We start from the raw sequence: 18,287 nt of genomic DNA on the forward strand, positions 1-18,287 counted from the left end.
GCTGGCGGGCCTTTATGTGCAAAACCTGTGCTTCCTGCCGAGCATTCCTATGAGTTCGATCAATTCCTGTCAATGAGCTGAGAAACGCACCCCTCGAAGCATGCACAGGGATACCTTCCGAACGGCGGAAATGGCCATGAGGTTCCGGCAGTTGAGGAAGTCATGCCACCTGTTCACCGGGAACCGTGTGTGTTCCGTCACGCACATTCCCGTATGCGAGGCTCTCTGTCATCGACGTCATCGACATTCACTGCCGCCATTCCGGGACGGAAATCATGAGAGCAGGTGCATTCACAATGCGGAGTTCCCTCGGGCCGGCCGCGTGGCTGGGCGGACTGGTCGCCCTGAGCCTGGCCTGCACCTCCTGCGCGACGGGCACGGCCGCCGACACCGGCCGGAACTCCGCCTCGCGCCCGGCCGGTTCCCAGCCGGGCGGCGGCGAGGGCCGGGCCGCCGCCTCGACGGACTTCGCTCCGTACGTCAGCGCGACCACCGCCGCCGGAACCGACACGGCCGGCTCGCCCGACACGTACAACCTGGCCTTCGTCGTCGCGGACGGCGACAGTTGCACACCGACCTGGGGCGGTACGTCGGCGTACGACGACGCGACCGTGAAGTCCCGGGCGGCGAAGCTGAAGTCGACGGGCTCGAAGCCGACGGACTCGATGTCCTCGGGCTCGAAGCCGACGGACTCGACGTCCTCGGGCTCGACATCCTCGGGCTCGACATCCTCGGGCTCCGGCCTCCGGGTCTCCTTCGGCGGGGCGGCGGGCACCGAACTGGCGCTCGCCTGTGGCAGTGCGGACCGGCTCGCGGCCGCCTACGCGAAAGCGCTCGACGCGGTCGGCGCGACCGGGGCCGACTTCGACATCGAGGGCGACGCCCTCACCGACACGGCCTCGATCACCCTGCGGAACAAGGCGATCGCCCAACTCCAGCAGGAGCGCGACCTCGACATCACGTACACCCTGCCGGTCATGCCCGACGGTCTGGAGGAGAGCGGTACGGCCGTCCTCGCCGACGCGGTGGAGCGGGACGTGGACATCTCCGCCGTGAACGTGATGGCCATGAACTACGGCTCCTCGTACGACGGAGACATGGGCGACTACGCGGAACAGGCCGCCGAGGCGGCCCACGACCAGATCGCCGGAGCACTCGGCCTGTCGTCGCGGCAGGCGTGGAAGTCGCTCCACATCACGGCGATGATCGGCGTCAACGACGTCGCCGCCGAGACCTTCACGCTCCAGGACGCGGCCCAACTGCGCGCTTTCGCGACGGAGAAGGGCGTGGGCGCGCTCTCCATGTGGTCGACGTTCCGCGACCGGCGGTGCGCGGACGGGACGTCGACGTCCAAGGCGTCGGACACCTGTAGTGGGGTGGAGCAGACGGCGGGGGCGTTCGCGAAGGCGCTGGCCGGCTGAGCCTCCGGAACAGGCCTCCGAGAACGAAAGACGCTACGCGCGCCGGTGGACCAGCCGTCCCGCGCACACCGTGGCGACGCACCGCCCGTCCGCGTCGAACACCGCGAGGTCGGCGCGCCCCCTGTCGGCGATCGCGGGCCGCCGGACGGTGGGCAGGACCATGACGCCCACCCGCTCGGCCGCGGAGTGCAGCCCCGGGTCCGTGACGTACCGCTCCAGCACCGCCACCGCGCCCAGTTTCAGCACGGCATGGATCCGCTCGCGCGGGCTCGGGGCCTCGGGCAGCGGCCCGTCATGGACGAGCGCGGGCCCGAGCGTTCCGGCCCATTTCCGTACCCGCGCGCGCGGGAAACGCGCCCGCAGTTCCTCGTACGTACCGACCGCACCGATCCGGTCCCCGCTCACCACGACGGCACCGCCCTCGACCGGTGCAGGACCGGCCGGTGACGCGTCGCTCACCGAGGCGTCACCGGCGCTGTCCCAGGTGTACCGGACCTCGTCGGCCGTGTGCAGAGTCTCCAACAGAGTTCTCCAGCGACTCAGTTGGAGGCGATGAGCTTGAGCTCGGGGTGGGCCGTGCCGCCATCGATGGCCGTGGACGAGAAGTGCGAAACGACGCGCTCGTCCACCGGGTCGTTCGCCGGGTCGTCGTGCACGAGGAGGTGTTCGTACGTCGTGGCGCGCTGCGCCGGGACACGGCCCGCCTTGCGGATCAGGTCGATGATCTCCAGCCGGTTGGAACGGTGCTTGGCACCGGCCGAGGACACCACGTTCTCCTCCAGCATGATCGAGCCGAGGTCGTCGGCGCCGTAGTGCAGCGACAGCTGGCCGACCTCCTTGCCCGTGGTCAGCCAGGAGCCCTGGATATGGGCGACGTTGTCGAGGAAGAGCCGCGCGATCGCGATCATGCGCAGGTACTCGAAGAGCGTGGCCTGCGTCTGGCCCTTCAGGTGGTTGTTCTCGGGCTGGTAGGTGTACGGGATGAACGCGCGGAAGCCGCCCGTCCGGTCCTGTACGTCACGGATCATCCGCAGGTGCTCGATGCGCTCGGCGTTGGTCTCGCCCGTACCCATCAGCATCGTGGACGTCGACTCGACGCCCATCCCGTGTGCGGTCTCCATGATCTCCAGCCAGCGCTCGCCGGACTCCTTGAGCGGCGCGATCGCCTTGCGCGGGCGGGCGGGCAGCAACTCGGCGCCGGCGCCCGCGAAGGAGTCGAGACCGGCGGCGTGGATCCGCTGGATCGCCTCCTCGACGGAGACCTTGGAGAGACGGGCCATGTGCTCGACCTCGGACGCGCCGAGGGAGTGGATGACCAGCTGCGGGAAGTCCTTCTTGATGGCCGCGAAGTGCTTCTCGTAGTACTCGACGCCGTAGTCCGGGTGGTGCCCGCCCTGGAACATGATCTGCGTACCGCCCAGCTCCACGGTCTCCGCGCAGCGGCGCAGGATGTCGTCGAGGTCGCGGGTCCAGCCCTTGGCGGTGTCCTTGGGCGCGGAGTAGAAGGCGCAGAACTTGCACGCCGTGACGCACACGTTCGTGTAGTTGATGTTCCGCTCGATGATGTACGTCGCGATGTGCTCGGTCCCGGCGTACCGGCGACGGCGGACCGCGTCGGCCGCGGCGCCCAGCGCGTGCAGTGGCGCCGAGCGGTACAGGACGAGCGCCTCCTCGGGCGTGATGCGCCCTCCGGCGGCGGCACGGTCAAGGACACCAGCGACATCTCCGGTGACATGTACGGACGTAGGGTCGGCCTTCTCGGTCACCGGGGCGGGTCCTTCCCAAAGGGGCAGTAACGACCGATCCAGCCTACGCCAGCGATTACGGCGGACAGCGGGCACCATCGCGGGGGCCGTGCGCGGTGCCGCCCATTGCGCGAGGACCCCTTACTGCCTGGTGAGCTTGGTGAGCGTCCCCGTCGGCTTGCCGGCCTCCTCCTCCGTCGACTCGTAGCGCAGGGAGCCGTTCTTCATGAGCGTGTAGGTCACTTCGGCCGCCTTCCCGGTGCACATGCCCTTCGTCCCGGGCTTCTCCGGATCGGCGCGCTCCTCGACGCGCAGCTGTGTCGAGGTGCCCGAGAGGAGCTTGCCGACGCCGTAGCACTCCGCCGTCACGCCGAAGACGGAGAGACTCGTGACCGTACGGACGACGTCCTCGCCCTTCGCGCCCTTGGTGAATACGGCGACGAGGTCACCGTGTTTGAGGCCGTTGCGCTCGGTGGTCGCCCCTTTCCAGCTGCCGACGAAGCCCTGGGGCAGCTCGGTGACCGGCGCGTCCGGAGCGGCGGACGGGGAGGCGGTCGACGACGGGCGGGAGGCCGCGCTGTCGTCGGATCCGGCGTCGTTCCCCGTCCCGGGCAGGAGCCTGAGGAGCAGGGCGCCGCCCACGGTCACGGCCGCGAGGGCACCCGCCACGGCCAGGGCCACGGTGCAGCTCACCTGACGGCCGCGACGGCCCTCGCCCGTGCCCGTACCGGCGCCCGTACCCGTGGTGGTGTCGGCGGAGACCGAGACGGACAGCCGCCCGTCGGACGTCCGTTGCCCGGGAACGGGGACCGGGCCCGGGGCCGGAGGCGAGGCGGGGGCCGGGGGCGGGGTGCCCTTCGGCGGGTCCATCGGAGGTCCGAACACCCCTAGCGGCGCGGGGCCGGGCGACGCGTCACCGGCGGAAGGACCACCGGCGGAAGGCCCCTCGAAGGACGGGCTGCTGAACGAGGGGGTGCTGAACGGAACAGGACCCGTCTGTACGGGCGGCGCCGCCGCCTCCAGGTCCAGCAGCCGGACCGCCGCCCGGCTGACCTCCTGGACCAGCGGCCCCGGCAGCCAGCCCGCCACGACCAGCCCGCCGGGCCCCGCGGGCGCGAGCCGCGGCGCGATCTCGGCCGGGGTGGGGCGCGCGGAGGGGGTCTTGGCGAGGCAGTCCGCGACCAGTTCCCTCAGTTCGCCTTCCATGGCACCCAGTTCGGGCTCCTCGTGCACCACCTTGTAGAGCAGCGCGGCCGAGGAGTCCCCGGCGAAGGGCCGCTCGCCCGTCACGGCGAACGCGAGCACCGCGCCCAGCGAGAAGACGTCGGCCGCGCCGCTGACGTTCTTGCCGAGGATCTGTTCGGGCGACATGTAGCCCGGCGAACCGACCGAGACGCCGGTCGAGGTGAGCGAGGCGGTGCCGTCCAGGGCGCGGGCGATACCGAAGTCGATCAGCCGGGGCCCGTCCAGGGCCAGCAGTACGTTCGACGGCTTGACGTCCCGGTGCACCAGACCCAGCTCATGGACGGCGGCCAGGGCCTCCGCGAGTCCGGCGCCCAGCGCCCGTACGGAGTGCTCGGGCAGCGGTCCATGGGCCCCGACCGCCTGGGTCAGCGAAGGACCCGCCACATAGCCGGTGACCACCCACGGAATGGAGGCCTCCGGATCGGCGTCCAGCACGGGCGCCGACCAGCGGTGACCGTCCGGTCCCGTACCCACCCGCCGCGCGGCGTCCACCTCGCGCCGGAAGCGGGCCCGGAACTCGTCGTCCGTCGCGAAGTGCGGATGGACGACCTTGACCGCGACCGTACGGCCGCCCTCGGAACGGGCGAGATAGACCCGGCCCATCCCGCCCGACCCCAGCCGCCCGAGCAAGCGGTACGAGCCGATCACGGGCGGATCGTCTGCCTCCAGCGGCTTCATGCCGCTCCCCCTCTGCCAGTCGCGCACCTGTAGGGGCAGCCTAAGGGCTGCTCCCAGGAGCGACGGGTGACCTTGGGCAGCTCGCCATCACCGCCGAGGGAGCGGTCGTCGCCCCCGGGCAGCCGGCCGTCGCCCCCGCGCAGCCGGCCTCACGCCTGGAGCAGCTCGACCCGCACGTCGGCCGGGAAGCCCGTCGTCGGTCCCGTCCTGCGCGCGAACTCCCGTACGCCCGCGAGCTGGTCGGGACCGAAGCGGAAGTCGAGCGTCGTGAAGTACCGCTCCAGCAGCTCCGCGTCGAAGCTCTCCCAGCGCGCCGCCTGCTCGGCGACCTTCCCGACCTCCTCCAGCGAGAGGTCCCGGGACGCGAGGAACGTCTCGTGGACCGTCCGCACGGCCTCCGGCTCACGCGCCAGATAGTCCTTGCGCGCCGCCCACACCGCGAAGACGAACGGCAGCCCGGTCCAGTCCTTCCACATCTGCCCCAGGTCGTGGACCTGGAGGCCGAGCCGGGGCGCGTCGTGCAGCGAGGCCCGCAGCGCGGCATCGCCGATCAGGACGGCCGCCTCGGCCTCCTGCATCATCACGCCGAGGTCGGGCGGGCACGTGAAGTAGTCGGGCCGGATCTTGTACTGCTCGCTCAGCAGCAGCTGGGCGAGCCTCACCGACGTACGGGACGTGGAACCGAGGGCCACCCGGGCTCCGTCCAGCCGCTCCAGGGGCCCCTGCGAGACGATCACACAGGACATGACGGGGCCGTCGCAGCCGACCGCGAGATCCGGGAAGGCGACAAGATCGTCGGCGTTGCGGAGGAATTCGACCAGGGTGACGGGGGCGATATCCAGATCGCCCCGCACCAGCTGTTCGCTGAGCTTCTCCGGGGTGTCCTTCGTCAGATCCAGATCGAGCAGGGTTCCGGTCCTGGCGAGCCCCCAATAGAGGGGCAGGCAGTTCAGGAACTGGATATGGCCGACCCGCGGCCGGGTCCGGCGGTGGCCGGCTCCAAGGGCTCCGGGCGGTCCGGCGGCTCCGATACCGTCGCCGGTGCCGGTCGCTTCCGCCGCTGTGTTTTCTGCTGGACTGTCCACATCGCGAGGCTAGTCCCGCGCCTCTCCAGGGGCCGCTCCGGGGCACCGTTCGTCAGCACGTCAGGGCCTTGGTCAGGCGTCCGGGTGAAGTGATCTTTCCCTCTACCGCTGCCCACACGCTGCGTGCTAGGCTCGCCGCAAGTTGCAGTTTGGTTTCCCTTGCAGTACAGAGCCTGCGGAGCATGTAACCCGCAGGCTTTTGTAGTTTTCAGACTTCTTTGCAGGTTCTGGAGCAGGGCAACCCTTTGGCCCAAGGAGGGCTTATGGCTACCGGAACCGTCAAGTGGTTCAACGCTGAAAAGGGCTTCGGCTTCATCGCCCAGGACGGCGGCGGCCCGGATGTCTTCGTCCACTACTCCGCGATCAACGCGACCGGCTTCCGCTCCCTCGAGGAGAACCAGGTCGTGAACTTCGACGTCACCCAGGGTCCCAAGGGCCCCCAGGCGGAGAACGTCACCCCGGCTTAGTACCCCTCCCGGCACTAATTGCCCGGTCAGGCGATCGCGTAGAACTTGATTAGCAGTACCCAAGGAGCCCTGCTTCCCCCACTCGGATGGGGAAAGCGGGGCTCCTGCCTTTTACCCGTCGTTTCCGTATACGACCGCTCCGCTTCCGTCCACGTTCCCCCCTGCGCTCACTTTCCGTACAGCGCCTCGATGTCCATCGCGAAGTCCCGCGCGATCGCCGAGCGCTTCAGCTTGAGCGACGGGGTCAGATGGCCGGCCGCCTCCGTGAAGTCCACCGGCAGGACGCGGAACCGGCGGATCGATTCGGCCCGGGAGACCAGGCGGTTCGCCTCGTCCACCGCGCGCTGGAGCGACCCGAGCAGTTCCCGGTCCTCCGTCAGGGCGGCGAGCGGTACGTCCTGTTTCTTCTTCATCCGCTGCCAGTGGGCCAGGCCCTCCGGTTCGAGGGTGACCAGGGCCGTCACGTACGGGCGGTCATTGCCGATCACCACGCACTGGCTGACCAGGGGATGGGCGCGCAGCCAGTCCTCCAGGGGCGTCGGTACGACGTTCTTCCCGCTCGACGTGATGATGACCTCCTTCTTGCGGCCGGTGATGCTGAGGTAGCCGTCGTCGTCCAGCGCCCCCAGGTCCCCCGTCGCGAACCAGCCGTGCTCGGACCCCGGCCCCGAGTCGGGCCCCGGCTCCAGAGCCGGTACGGCCTCGCCGCTCCGCGCGTCCCAGTAGCCCGCGAACACCTGGCCGCCGCGCACCAGCACCTCGCCGTCGTCGGCGATCCGTATCGAGGTGCCCGGCATGGGCCATCCGACCGTTCCCAGCCGGGGCTTGCGCGGTGGGGTGACGGTCGCCGCCGCCGTCGTCTCGGTCATGCCGTACCCCTCGAAGGGCGTGATGCCCACCCCCGCGTAGAACGCGGCCAGCGGGCGCCCCAGCGGGGAGCCGCCGCAGATCACGTACTTCACCTTGCCGCCGAGGGCGGCGCGGATGCGGCGGTAGACCAGCGCGTCGTACAGAGCGCGGGCCATCCGCAGGCCGGGGGCGGGTCCCGGGCCGGTGCCGTGCAGGGCCGCCTCCTTGGCCTCGCCGTAGCGTCGCGCGATCCGCGCCGCGCGGTCGAAGGACGGGCCGCGGCCCAGTTGCTCGGCGGTGGCGCGGCCGGTGTTGTGGACCTTCTCCAGGACGTACGGGATGGCCAGCAGGAACGTCGGCCGGAAGCCCGCCAGGTCCGCCAACAGGTCCTCGCTCCTGATGGAGGGCGCGTGCCCGAGCCGTACTCCCGCGCGCAGACAGCCGATCGCGACCATCCGCCCGAAGACATGGGAGAGGGGGAGGAAGAGGAGGGTGGAGAGCGGGGAGCCGACCGGGTCGGAGGTGGGCCGCTTGCCCGGCGCCTTGAAGACGGGGTGGAGCAGTTCGATGGCGTTGTCCACCTCCGTGAAGAAGTTGGCGTGGGTGAGGACACAGCCCTTGGGGCGGCCCGTGGTCCCCGAGGTGTAACTGATGGTGGCGATGGACTGGGGCGTGAGGCCGGCGAGGCGCTCGGCGACATCCTGGTCCGGGAGGTGTGCGCCCGCGCGGCGCAGGGAGTCGATGGCGCCGGTGTCGAACGCCCACAGGTGGCCGAGGCCGGGCAGCTGCCGGATTTCCTGGCTGACCAGCCAGGCCTGTTCCTTGTCCTCGACGGCACAGGCGACCGCGCCGGAGTCCTGGAGGATCCAGCGGGTCTGGAAGGCGGAGGCGGTCGGGTAGATGGGAACGGTGACCAGGCCGGCCGCCCAGGCCGCGAAGTCGAGAAGAGTCCACTCGTACGTCGTACGGGACATGATCGCGAGGCGGTCGCCGGGCCGCAGCCCCGTCGCGATCAGCCCCTTGGCGACGGCCCGGACCTCGTCGGCGAACGTGGCGGCCGTGACGTCCCGCCAGCGCCCGTCGGGCTGTTTGCGGCCGAGGACCACGGCGGCCGGGGCCTCGCGGGCGTTGTCGAAGGGGATGTCGGCGAGTGAGCCGCGTGGGACGGGTGCGGCGAGCGGCGGTACGGTCACCTCCCGGACGACTCCGTCCACCCGCAGCTTGTGGGGCCCGTCCGCCTGAGGCTCGCGCGGCTCGTGGGGCGCTGCCTGCGATACGAAGGGGGCGCCGGCGGGGACGGACACGTGGGGCTCCTCGTTCGTGGTTCTGGTGGTGCGGTTCCGCGTGGCGGGGCGGCGGAGGATGCGGCCACGCGGAACTCCCCTTCCCGGCGGAAGGGTTCAGTCGCACATCTTCCCTGACCTTTAGTCAGTAACCTTGCGCAAATACGTAAACTACGACCGCGCGGGGAGCCAGAACAATGGCCGGGCTCCGTCCGCCGCGAAGTCTGAGGGGAACCTCCCCAGAAAACACAGCTCGGCCACAGGGCCGGGCCGTTTCCTCACCGGAGCCCACGACCGCGCATGACGCCCGCCGCGGACAGCGGAGCGCCCCCGGTTCCTGGAATTCGTCCGGAACCGGGGGCGCTGTGGCGCGTGCGGGCGAGGTCAGGCCGCCACCGGGACCGTGGTCTCGCGGTCGGACTCGGCGCCCTGGTCCTCCACCGGCGAAGCCGTGGCCGAGTTGTACGCGTCGTGGTCGAGGATCTTCTCCCGGGCCGCGACGACGACCGGGATCAGGGCCTGGCCCGCGACGTTCGTGGCCGTGCGCATCATGTCCAGGATCGGGTCGATCGCCATCAGCAGGCCCACACCCTCCAGCGGGAGGCCCAGGGTGGAGAGCGTCAGCGTGAGCATGACCGTCGCACCGGTGAGACCGGCGGTGGCGGCGGAGCCCACGACCGAGACGAAGGCGATCAGCAGGTAGTCCTGGATGCCCAGTTGGACGCCGAAGATCTGGGCGATGAAGATCGCGGCGAGTGCCGGGTAGATGGCGGCGCAGCCGTCCATCTTGGTCGTCGCGCCGAACGGTACGGCGAAGGAGGTGTACTCCTTCGGGACGCCGAGGCGTTCGGTGACCTTCTGGGTGACCGGCATGGTGCCGACGGAGGAGCGGGAGACGAAGGCCAGCTGGATGGCAGGCCAGGCGCCCTTGTAGAACTGGAGCGGGTTGACCCTGGCGGCCGTCGCCAGCAGCAGCGGGTAGACGCCGAACAGGACCAGCGCGCAGCCGATGTAGACGTCCGCGGTGAAGGTCGCGTACTTGCCGATGAGGTCCCAGCCGTAGTCGGCGATGGCGAAGCCGATGAGGCCGATCGTGCCGATCGGGGCGAGCCGGATGACCCACCACAGGGCCTTCTGGAGCAGCTCCAGCACGGCCTCGCTCAGGGTGAGGATCGGCTGGGCGCGCTCGCCGAGCTTCAGCGCGGCGATACCGGCGACGGCGGCCATGAACACGATCTGGAGGACGTTCAGTTCGGTGAAGGGCGTGATCACGTCGGTCGGCACGATGCCGGTCAGGAAGTCGATCCAGGAGCCGGAGCCCTCGGGCGCCTTGCCGTCCTTCGGGGTGAGGCCGGTACCGGCGCCCGGGTTGGTGAGCAGCCCGATCGCCAGGCCGATCGCGACCGCGATCAGCGACGTGATCATGAACCAGAGCAGCGTACGGGAGGCCAGCCGGGCCGCGTTGTTGACCTTGCGCAGGTTGGTGATCGACACCAGGATCGCGAAGAAGACCAGCGGCGCGACGGCGAGCTTCAGCAGCTGGACGAAGATGCTGCCGACCTTGTCGAGCGTGGTGTACAGCCAGCCGATGTCCTGACTGCGGGCGAGCCAGCCGAGCAGTACGCCGAGCACCAGACCGGCGACGATCTGCGCCCAGAAGGGGACCTTGGGGATCCGGAATCCCGGGCCCGGTCTCGGGCCGGACGGCTTCTCGGGCTCGGCGGATACGGAGTTCGCGGACACGAACACACTCCAGACATGACGTATCAGGGACATACGGGGAAGGGGTGCGGCGCTCGTGCGTCAGAGTGGGCGCCGCCGCATGATGCCGGGTTCAGACCTCGCGGCAACAGACCGCGGACATACAGCGGCAGAGATCGACATGCAGGCGCGCCACGAGCGGTATGCCCGTGTCGTGGCGTGGACGCACTGCTGACTTCATGTCGAACACGTTAACACTTCAACTTTGAGATGCTCAAAGCTCGCCTTTGGGGAAAGGTGCGCTGAAAACGCGACACCCCCGCGCTGGAGCGGCGGCTCCGGTGCAGGGGTGTCGGGTGAGGTGTCGCGCTGTGAGGAAGCTTACGCAGCGCCTCCCGGGCGACGGGCCACGGGCGACGGGACGGACAGTTGTCGCGCGTCCGCCCGGCATCAGGTGCCTACTGGACCGTGCTGTCCTCCTGGGACCGGCTGGCCTGTAGCTTCGCCTTCGCACCGTCGACCCTGTCGATGAGCTGCTCGGACATCGCCTCGCGCTGCTTGCGCAGCAGCACGAAGCTGAGCGGGGCCGAGATCACGATGGCGAGCAGCAGCACCCACACGAAGTTCGAGTCGCCGAGGCCCTTGGGCAGCACGCCGACCTGGACCAGACCCGCGACGAGGACGAAGCAGCCGATGAAGATACCGAGGCGCATCGTGGTGTAACGGATCGTGGCGCCTGTCCTGGCAGTGGTCACAGCGGGCCTTCTCTCTTCCTCGTCGCGCGGAGCATGTCCGTCAGAGCCTGTCCGAACAGTGAAGCACGCACCGTTCAGGACGGATTCAGCGGGAGCAGCATCACGATGTCGTCGCGGTCGTCGCCCGGCGCGACCCTGATCGCGTCGGGCACCCGCCCGACCTCCTTGTAGCCGCACGAGGCGTAGAACCTGTCCACGCCCGTACCGCCCCGGCAGGTGAGCCGTATCGCCTCGATGCCCTCGATCTCGCGGGCCGACCGAGCGGCCGCGTCCATCAGGTCGCGCCCGTACCCCTTGCCCTGATGGCCGGGGTGGACCATCACCGTGTACAGCCAGAGCCAGTGCCGCATCAGCCGGTGGGTGTTGAGCGTGAGGAACGCCGTCGCGGCGACGGCGCCCTCCTCGTCGTACCCGACCAGCAGCCGGCCCCGGCCCTCCGCCATGGCCGCGAGGTGTTTGACCAGATCGGGCCGTATGTCGTCGGGCGTGACCGGGGGGACGAATCCGACGGCGCCACCGGCGTTGGAGACCTCCGCCCAGAGCGCGAGGACTCCGTCGCGCAGCGCGGGGTCCACCTTCGGATCCAGCTCGAACACGAGCGCCATCCCGCTGTCCCTCCGTCCTTACGTCCCGCTGTCCCTCAGACCCGCATCGGCTGCGGGGACTCGCGGCGGTTCTCGTCCGGCCCCGGGTACTCGCGGATGATCTCGTAGCGGGTGTTGCGCTCGACGGGCCGGAAGCCCGCGTCGCGGATGAGGTCGAGCAGGTCGTCACGGCCGAGCTTGTTGGGCGTGCCGTAGTTGTCCGCGTCGTGCGTGATCTTGTACTCGACGACCGAGCCGTCCATGTCGTCCGCGCCGTGCTGGAGCGCCAGTTGCGCGGTCTGCACGCCGTGCATCACCCAGAAGACCTTGACGTGCGGGACGTTGTCGAAGAGGAGCCGGGAGACCGCGAAGGTCTTCAGCGCCTCCGCGCCCGTGGCCATGGTCGTACGGGCCTGAAGGCGGTTACGGATCTTGCCGTCCTTCATGTCCACGAAGTCGTGCTGGTAGCGCAGCGGGATGAAGACCTGGAAACCGCCGGTCTCGTCCTGGAGTTCACGCAGCCGCAGCACGTGGTCGACGCGGTGACGGGGCTCCTCGATGTGCCCGTACAGCATCGTCGCAGGGGTCTTGAGCCCCTTCTCGTGCGCGAGGCGGTGAATGCGCGACCAGTCCTCCCAGTGGGTGTCGTGGTCGACGATGTGCTGCCGGACCTCCCAGTCGAAGATCTCGGCGCCGCCGCCGGTCAGCGACTCCAGACCGGCCTCGATCAGCTCGTCGAGGATGTCGGAGGCCGACAGCCCCGAGATCGTCTCGAAGTGGTGGATCTCGGTGGCGGTGAACGCCTTGAGGGAGACCTCCGGGAGGGCTTCCTTCAGCGCGCTGAGCGAGCGCGGGTAGTAGCGCCACGGCAGCGTCGGGTGGAGGCCGTTGACGATGTGCAGCTCGGTGAGGCTCTCGCCCTCCATCGCCTTGGCGAGACGGACGGCCTCCTCGATGCGCATCGTGTACGCGTCCTTCTCGCCCGGCTTGCGCTGGAACGAGCAGTACGCGCAGGACGCGGTGCACACGTTCGTCATGTTGAGGTGACGGTTGACGTTGAAGTGGACGACGTCGCCGTTCTTGCGCGTACGCACCTCGTGGGCGAGGCCACCGAGCCAGGCCAGATCGTCCGACTCGTACAGGGAGATGCCGTCCTCGCGACTGAGCCGTTCCCCGGACCGGACCTTCTCCTCCAGCTCACGCTTGAGCCCCGCGTCCATACCGGCCGCCTCCCATACGTCTACCAATCGGACCTGCCGAGCCTACGCCCCCCGGCGGAGGCGACCGACGCGGCCCTCCGGTCCGCCGGTCGCGCACCTGGCTCCGGGCCACCGCTCGCGGGCCCTCACTCCCCCGGCCGGGCCTCTCAGGCCTCGGGGTCCTCGGGGAGTTCGCCGACCCTGTTCTCCCACTTGGTGGAGAGCACGATGGTGGTACGGGTACGGGAGACGCCCTCCGTACCGCTCAGCCGGCCGATCGTCTTCTCCAGCCCGTCCACGTCGCTCGCGCGGACCTTGAGCATGTACGAGTCGTCGCCCGCGATGAACCAGCAGTCCTCGATCTCGCTCAGTTCGCTCACCCGGCGGGCGACGTCCTGGTGGTCGGCCGCGTCGGAGAGCGAGATCCCGATCAGTGCGGTGACTCCGAGGCCGAGCGAGGCCGAGTCGACCGTGGCGCGGTAGCCGGTGATGACGCCCGCCGCTTCGAGGCGGTTGATGCGGTCGGTGACGCTGGGCCCGGAGAGCCCCACGAGGCGGCCGAGCTCGGCGTACGAAGCTCTGCCGTTCTCCCTGAGGGCCTGGATGAGCTGCCTATCCACGGCGTCCATAGACTTGAAGCCTTCCATTATTCAGCAATCTCGCAAGTTGTGAAAAGAATCTAAGGCATGCTGGGCTTAAATTCTGCGAATCGTCGCCCTCGCGAGCACCGCTCAGTCCCGTCGGCGTCGCCGGCCCGTCCACGGGCGGCACCGTTCAACGCTCGCGGGAGCCGCCCCGGACAGGACCAAGCTCCCCCTCCCAGCGGCGGTACAACCGGTGCGGCACCCCCGCTGCGTCCAGCACCCGGCCCGCGACGAAATCCGCCAGATCCTGGATGTGCGTCGCCCCCGCGTAGAACGCCGGAGAGGCCGGCAGCACCACGGCGCCCGCCTCGTCCAGCGTCACCAGATGCTTGAGCGTCTGCCCGTTCAGCGGCGTCTCCCGTACGGCGACGACCAGCGGCCGCCGCTCCTTGAGCGTCACACTCGCCGCGCGCTGGAGCAGGTCCTTCGACAGACCGAGCGCCACCCCCGCGACACACGCCGTGGACGCGGGGACGATCAGCATGCCTTTGACCGGGTACGAACCCGAGGACGGCCCGGCGGCCAGATCCCCGGCGCCCCAGTGCCGTACGTCCGTCAGGTCCGGTGCCCGCCCGCCCGCGAACGTGTCCGGCTTGCCGTCCGCGCCACGCGCCAGCCAGGCCCCCAGATCGTCCCGCCAGTGCGCGTCCCGGAACGCGATGCCCGTCTCGTCGAGCAGGGTCAGCCGCGACGACCTGCTGACCACGAGATCGACACTCTCGCCCGCGTCCAGCAGCCCGCGCAGCACGGCCGCGGCGTACGGAGTCCCGGACGCGCCGGAGACACCGACGACCCACGGAACGCGCTCGCGCCGACTGTGACTGTGTACGTCCACCTGCTCCACACGTCCGAGCCTATCCGGCGGTCCGGCGACGAGGACCGGGTGCGGTTGAGGTCGCTGCCGGGGCCCGGCGTGAGGCCTCTCGCAGTGGAGGCGTCCCGCCGTCGCTACACCGTCAGGCCACGGGTCAGCAGATCCAGCAGGGCGCACACGAACAGGGCGATCCCGATGAAGCCGTTGACCGAGAAGAACGCCCGGTCGAGGCGTGACAGGTCGTGCGGCTTCACGATCGTGTGCTCGTAGAGGAAGGCACCCGCGACGATCAGCAGCCCGGCCCAGAAGAACGCTCCGGCACCGGTGGCCAGCGCGTACCAGACCAGCAGCGCCGTCGTCACGGCGTGCGACGCGCGCGCCCCGTACAGCGCCGCCGGGATACCGAACCGCGCCGGTACGGACAGCACGCCGTGCGCGCGGTCCGCCTGGACGTCCTGGCAGGCGAAGATCAGGTCGAAGCCGCCGATCCAGATCCCGACCGCCAGGCCGAGGATCACCGCGTCCCAGGACCAGGCCCCGGTGATCGCGAGCCAGCCGCCGACCGGGCCCATGGCCTGGGCGAGACCGAGGATGGCGTGCGGGAAGTTGGTGAACCGCTTCCCGTACGGATAGACCACCATCGGGATCACGGCGACCGGCGCGAGGGCGAGGCAGAGCGGATTGAGCGCGGCCGCGGCCCCGAGGAAGATGACGACGGCGACCAGCGCGCCCGTCCACGCGGACCGTACCGACACCGCGCCCGTCACCAGTTCACGGCCCGCCGTGCGCGGGTTACGGGCGTCGATCTCGCGGTCGATGATCCGGTTGCAGGCCATCGCGAACGTACGCAGACCGACCATGGCGACCGTGACCAGCAGCAGTTCGCGCCAGTGGACGGTCCCGTCCAGCTGGAACATCGCGGTCAGCGCGGCGATGTACGCGAAGGGCAGGGCGAAGACCGAGTGCTCGATCATGACCAGCCGCAGGAAGGCTCTGGTCCGGCCCGGCCGCGGAACCGCGGCGGCGGCGCTGCTCACAGCCCGTACTCCGAAGCATCCCCGCGCTCCGGAGCATCCCCGTACTCCGGAGCATCCCCGCAGGCGCGGGGAGTACCCGTCCCCGCCCCGCTCGTCCTCATGATGGGCGCGTGATTCACAGCCCGTACTCCTTCCAGCGCTTCGTCACCCGATCGGCGATCTCCGGGTCGGACTCGACCATCTCCGGCCAGCCACCGTCCCGGGTGTATCCCTCCTCGGGGAGTTTCCTCGTCGCGTCGATCCCCGCCTTGCCGCCCCAGAACTGCTGGTAGGAGGCGTGGTCGAGGTGGTCGACCGGCCCCTCGACCACGGTGAGATCGCGCGCGTAGTCGGTGTTGCCCAGCGCCCGCCAGGACACCTCGTGCAGATCGTGGACATCGCAGTCCGCGTCGACGATCACGATCAGCTTGGTCAGCGACATCATGTGCGCGCCCCAGATCGCGTGCATCACCTTCTGCGCGTGCTTGGGGTACTTCTTGTCGATCGAGACGATCGCACAGTTGTGGAAACCGCCCGATTCCGGCAGGTGGTAGTCCACGATGTCCGGCACGATGATCTTCAGCAACGGCAGGAAGAAGCGTTCCGTCGCCCGTCCCAGCGGGCCGTCCTCCGTCGGCGGACGGCCGACCACGATGGACTGGAGCAGCGGCCGCTTGCGCGTCGTCACACAGTCGATGGTGAGCGCCGGGAACGGCTCCTGCGGTGTGTAGAAACCGGTGTGGTCCCCGAACGGGCCCTCGGGCAGCGTCTTTCCGGGCTCCAGCCATCCCTCGATGACGACCTCGGCGTTCGCCGGCACCTGGAGCGGCACCGTCTTGCAGTCGACCATCTCGATCCGCCGGCCCTGCACGAAGCCCGCGAAGAGGTACTCGTCGATGTCACCGGGCAGCGGCGCGGTGGAGGCGTATGTGACGGCGGGCGGACAGCCGAACGCGATCGCGACGGGCAGCCGCTCCCCGCGCTTGGCCGCCACCTGGTAGTGGTTGCGGCTGTCCTTGTGGATCTGCCAGTGCATCCCGATGGTGCGCCGGTCGTGGCGCTGGAGCCGGTAGAGCCCGAGATTGCGGACGCCGGTCTCCGGGTGCTTGGTGTGCGTCAGACCGAGGTTGAAGAACGACCCGCCGTCCTGCGGCCAGGTGAACAGCGCGGGCAGCTGGTCCAGATCCACGTCGTCGCCCATCAGGACGGTCTCCTGGACCGGCGCGTCCTTGATCTTCTTCGGCGGCACGTGGACCATCGAACCGAGCTTGCCGAACGCCTCGCGCACACCGACGAAGCCCTGCGGCAGCTCGGGCTTGAGCAGTCCGCCGATCTTGTCGCTGATGTCCGTGTACGACGAGAGCCCGAGCGCCTTGAGCAGCCGCCGGTCGGTGCCGAACACGTTCATCGCCAGGGGCATCGAGGAGCCGCGGACATTCTCGAAGAGCAGCGCGGGCCCGCCGGCCTTGTTCACCCGGTCGACGATCTCCCCGACCTCCAGGTACGGGTCGACTTCGGCCTTGATGCGCTTGAGGTCACCCTCACGCTCCAGGGCCCGGAGCAGCGAGCGAAGATCGTCGTAAGCCATGCGTCCCAGTATCCGGTACTCGGTACCCTGGACCTGTCACGGGGGCCGCTCATCCGGTCTCGATCTCCATCACAGGGGGACCTCCATGCTTCGGGTGCTGATGTTTCTGGTGCCGTTGGCTCTCAGCATCTATGCCTTCATCGACTGCATCTCCACCGATGAGAAGGAGATCCGCTTCCTGCCCAAGCCTCTCTGGGCGATTCTGGTGCTGCTGTTCCCGCTGGTCGGCTCGATCTCGTGGCTGATCGTGGGCCGGACCCGTACGCCCGCGGCGCGGCGCGGCGGCTGGGTCGCGCCCGACGACAACCCGGAATTCCTCAACTCCCTGAAGGACGAGAAGGGGAGCAAGGGGAGCAAGGGGAGCGAGGACGGAAGGAAGAGCGGCGAGGTACCCGAACCGGAGCAGGACGACCCGGAGGCCGCCGCGCACCTGGAGCGGTGGGAAGCCGATCTGCGCCGCCGCGAGGAGGAGATCGAGCGCCGTGAGAACGGCGGCGGCAGCGGCAGCGCGGACGACACACCGCCGAAGCCCTGAGGGCCGCCGGGACATGACGGCCATGAACACCACCGAGAGCACACCACCGAGAGCCGGGACATGACGGCCGTGAACACCACCGGGACATGACGGACATGGACATCGCGCGCGTACGGGAATGGCTCGCGACCGCCGTCACCGAGGCGCGGACCGGACTGGCCGAGGGCGGAATCCCGATCGGCGCCGCGCTGTACGGCCCGGACGGGACGCTCCTCGGCCGCGGCCACAACCGCCGTGTGCAGGACGGCGATCCGTCCCTGCACGCCGAGACGACCGCCTTCCGCGCTGCCGGCCGGCAGCGCTCGTACCGGGGCACGACGATGGTGACGACGCTCTCGCCGTGCTGGTACTGCAGCGGCCTGGTCCGGCAGTTCGGGATCTCGCGGGTGGTGATCGGTGAGGCGGTGACCTTCCACGGCGGTCATGACTGGCTGGCGGAGCACGGCGTGGAGGTCGTCCTGGTCAACGACCCGGAATGTACGGACCTGATGCGCGCCTTCATCAGGGACCGTCCGGAGCTCTGGTACGAGGACATCGGCCAGGACATCGGTCAGGACTGACGCGCGTCCCTACCGGCGAATACAGCGATGCCCCGCGGGAGTCAACCCCCCGCGGGGCATCTCTTTATGTAAGGGATGCACGCGTACATGCCGTTCATGCATCGCGTGCGCGGCTGTG

Annotated in this window: 17 protein-coding genes; 4 read left to right on the top strand and 13 right to left on the bottom strand. The window is 69.6% G+C overall.

Annotated elements, in window-relative coordinates; translation table 11 throughout:
* Positions 1-296: 296 nt before the first annotated feature.
* Positions 297-1,421: a chitinase gene (locus ACIOJD_RS06185; protein WP_401908635.1), complete on the top strand. Its 1,125-nt coding sequence runs from the start codon at positions 297-299 to the stop codon at positions 1,419-1,421.
* A 33-nt stretch (positions 1,422-1,454) separates the two neighbouring features.
* On the opposite strand, the gene ACIOJD_RS06190 is transcribed toward ACIOJD_RS06185, so the two are convergent.
* The 4 genes from ACIOJD_RS06190 to ACIOJD_RS06205 all read right to left on the bottom strand — a co-directional run bounded on the left by ACIOJD_RS06190 (position 1,455) and on the right by ACIOJD_RS06205 (position 6,120).
* Positions 1,455-1,943 carry an imidazolonepropionase-like domain-containing protein gene (locus tag ACIOJD_RS06190; RefSeq protein WP_401908637.1) on the bottom strand — a complete coding sequence of 163 codons (489 nt, stop codon included), beginning with the start codon at positions 1,941-1,943 and terminating at the stop codon, positions 1,455-1,457.
* A gap of 17 nt (positions 1,944-1,960) precedes the next feature.
* Positions 1,961-3,187 carry a cyclic dehypoxanthinyl futalosine synthase gene (gene mqnC, locus ACIOJD_RS06195; RefSeq protein ID WP_401908639.1) on the bottom strand — a complete coding sequence of 409 codons (1,227 nt, stop codon included), beginning with the start codon at positions 3,185-3,187 and terminating at the stop codon, positions 1,961-1,963.
* 120 nt (positions 3,188-3,307) lie between these two features.
* The gene (locus ACIOJD_RS06200; protein ID WP_401908641.1) at positions 3,308-5,089 is read right to left on the bottom strand and encodes a serine/threonine-protein kinase; all 1,782 of its coding nucleotides are present in this window, start codon (positions 5,087-5,089) and stop codon (positions 3,308-3,310) included.
* A gap of 149 nt (positions 5,090-5,238) precedes the next feature.
* Positions 5,239-6,120: a menaquinone biosynthetic enzyme MqnA/MqnD family protein gene (locus tag ACIOJD_RS06205; protein ID WP_401909054.1), complete on the bottom strand. Its 882-nt coding sequence runs from the start codon at positions 6,118-6,120 to the stop codon at positions 5,239-5,241.
* 317 nt (positions 6,121-6,437) lie between these two features.
* Between ACIOJD_RS06205 and ACIOJD_RS06210 the strand changes: the two genes are divergently transcribed.
* Positions 6,438-6,641: a cold-shock protein gene (locus tag ACIOJD_RS06210; RefSeq protein ID WP_017948713.1), complete on the top strand. Its 204-nt coding sequence runs from the start codon at positions 6,438-6,440 to the stop codon at positions 6,639-6,641.
* Between the two features lie 167 nt (positions 6,642-6,808).
* Here ACIOJD_RS06210 and ACIOJD_RS06215 read toward each other — a convergent pair whose 3' ends face one another.
* The 9 genes from ACIOJD_RS06215 to ACIOJD_RS06255 form a co-directional block, all read right to left on the bottom strand.
* A complete protein-coding gene (locus tag ACIOJD_RS06215; RefSeq protein WP_401908642.1) occupies positions 6,809-8,794 on the bottom strand; it encodes an AMP-dependent synthetase/ligase in 1,986 nt (661 codons plus the stop codon).
* Positions 8,795-9,157: 363 nt separating this feature from the next.
* Positions 9,158-10,516, bottom strand: a complete 1,359-nt coding sequence (locus tag ACIOJD_RS06220; RefSeq protein WP_401908644.1) for a dicarboxylate/amino acid:cation symporter — start codon at positions 10,514-10,516, stop codon at positions 9,158-9,160.
* Between the two features lie 416 nt (positions 10,517-10,932).
* Positions 10,933-11,229, bottom strand: a complete 297-nt coding sequence (locus ACIOJD_RS06225) for a DUF4229 domain-containing protein (protein WP_401908645.1) — start codon at positions 11,227-11,229, stop codon at positions 10,933-10,935.
* A gap of 74 nt (positions 11,230-11,303) precedes the next feature.
* Positions 11,304-11,834: a GNAT family N-acetyltransferase gene (locus ACIOJD_RS06230; protein WP_401908646.1), complete on the bottom strand. Its 531-nt coding sequence runs from the start codon at positions 11,832-11,834 to the stop codon at positions 11,304-11,306.
* Between the two features lie 35 nt (positions 11,835-11,869).
* The gene (gene mqnE / locus ACIOJD_RS06235) at positions 11,870-13,033 is read right to left on the bottom strand and encodes an aminofutalosine synthase MqnE (RefSeq protein ID WP_401908648.1); all 1,164 of its coding nucleotides are present in this window, start codon (positions 13,031-13,033) and stop codon (positions 11,870-11,872) included.
* A 146-nt stretch (positions 13,034-13,179) separates the two neighbouring features.
* Entirely contained in the window at positions 13,180-13,641 is a 462-nt protein-coding gene (locus ACIOJD_RS06240) for an Lrp/AsnC family transcriptional regulator (protein ID WP_401908650.1), read from the bottom strand.
* Between the two features lie 145 nt (positions 13,642-13,786).
* The gene (locus ACIOJD_RS06245; RefSeq protein ID WP_401909056.1) at positions 13,787-14,491 is read right to left on the bottom strand and encodes a UbiX family flavin prenyltransferase; all 705 of its coding nucleotides are present in this window, start codon (positions 14,489-14,491) and stop codon (positions 13,787-13,789) included.
* A gap of 113 nt (positions 14,492-14,604) precedes the next feature.
* Positions 14,605-15,507, bottom strand: a complete 903-nt coding sequence (gene mqnP, locus ACIOJD_RS06250) for a menaquinone biosynthesis prenyltransferase MqnP (protein ID WP_401908651.1) — start codon at positions 15,505-15,507, stop codon at positions 14,605-14,607.
* Between the two features lie 115 nt (positions 15,508-15,622).
* Positions 15,623-17,074, bottom strand: coding sequence for a menaquinone biosynthesis decarboxylase (locus ACIOJD_RS06255; RefSeq protein WP_401908653.1), 1,452 nt, complete (start codon positions 17,072-17,074; stop codon positions 15,623-15,625).
* 85 nt (positions 17,075-17,159) lie between these two features.
* Here ACIOJD_RS06255 and ACIOJD_RS06260 point away from each other — a divergent pair, with 85 nt between their 5' ends.
* On the top strand, positions 17,160-17,609 hold the full coding sequence (locus ACIOJD_RS06260; RefSeq protein ID WP_401908655.1) for a PLD nuclease N-terminal domain-containing protein: 450 nt from the start codon (positions 17,160-17,162) through the stop codon (positions 17,607-17,609).
* Between the two features lie 95 nt (positions 17,610-17,704).
* A complete protein-coding gene (locus ACIOJD_RS06265; RefSeq protein WP_401909059.1) occupies positions 17,705-18,169 on the top strand; it encodes a nucleoside deaminase in 465 nt (154 codons plus the stop codon).
* Positions 18,170-18,287 lie beyond the last annotated feature (118 nt).

The organism is Streptomyces sp. NPDC088116 (genome assembly GCF_044741745.1).
Classification (GTDB): Bacteria; Actinomycetota; Actinomycetes; order Streptomycetales; family Streptomycetaceae; genus Streptomyces.

Coding starts and splice junctions, on each gene's coding strand:
- ACIOJD_RS06185 (WP_401908635.1), top strand. CDS start 297: ATGCGGAGTTCCCTCGGGCCGGCCGCGTGGCTGGGCGGACTGGTCGCC.
- ACIOJD_RS06200 (WP_401908641.1), bottom strand. CDS start 5,089: ATGAAGCCGCTGGAGGCAGACGATCCGCCCGTGATCGGCTCGTACCGC.
- ACIOJD_RS06210 (WP_017948713.1), top strand. CDS start 6,438: ATGGCTACCGGAACCGTCAAGTGGTTCAACGCTGAAAAGGGCTTCGGC.
- ACIOJD_RS06230 (WP_401908646.1), bottom strand. CDS start 11,834: ATGGCGCTCGTGTTCGAGCTGGATCCGAAGGTGGACCCCGCGCTGCGC.
- mqnE (WP_401908648.1), bottom strand. CDS start 13,033: ATGGACGCGGGGCTCAAGCGTGAGCTGGAGGAGAAGGTCCGGTCCGGG.
- ACIOJD_RS06240 (WP_401908650.1), bottom strand. CDS start 13,641: ATGGACGCCGTGGATAGGCAGCTCATCCAGGCCCTCAGGGAGAACGGC.
- ACIOJD_RS06255 (WP_401908653.1), bottom strand. CDS start 17,074: ATGGCTTACGACGATCTTCGCTCGCTGCTCCGGGCCCTGGAGCGTGAG.
- ACIOJD_RS06260 (WP_401908655.1), top strand. CDS start 17,160: ATGCTTCGGGTGCTGATGTTTCTGGTGCCGTTGGCTCTCAGCATCTAT.
- ACIOJD_RS06265 (WP_401909059.1), top strand. CDS start 17,705: ATGGACATCGCGCGCGTACGGGAATGGCTCGCGACCGCCGTCACCGAG.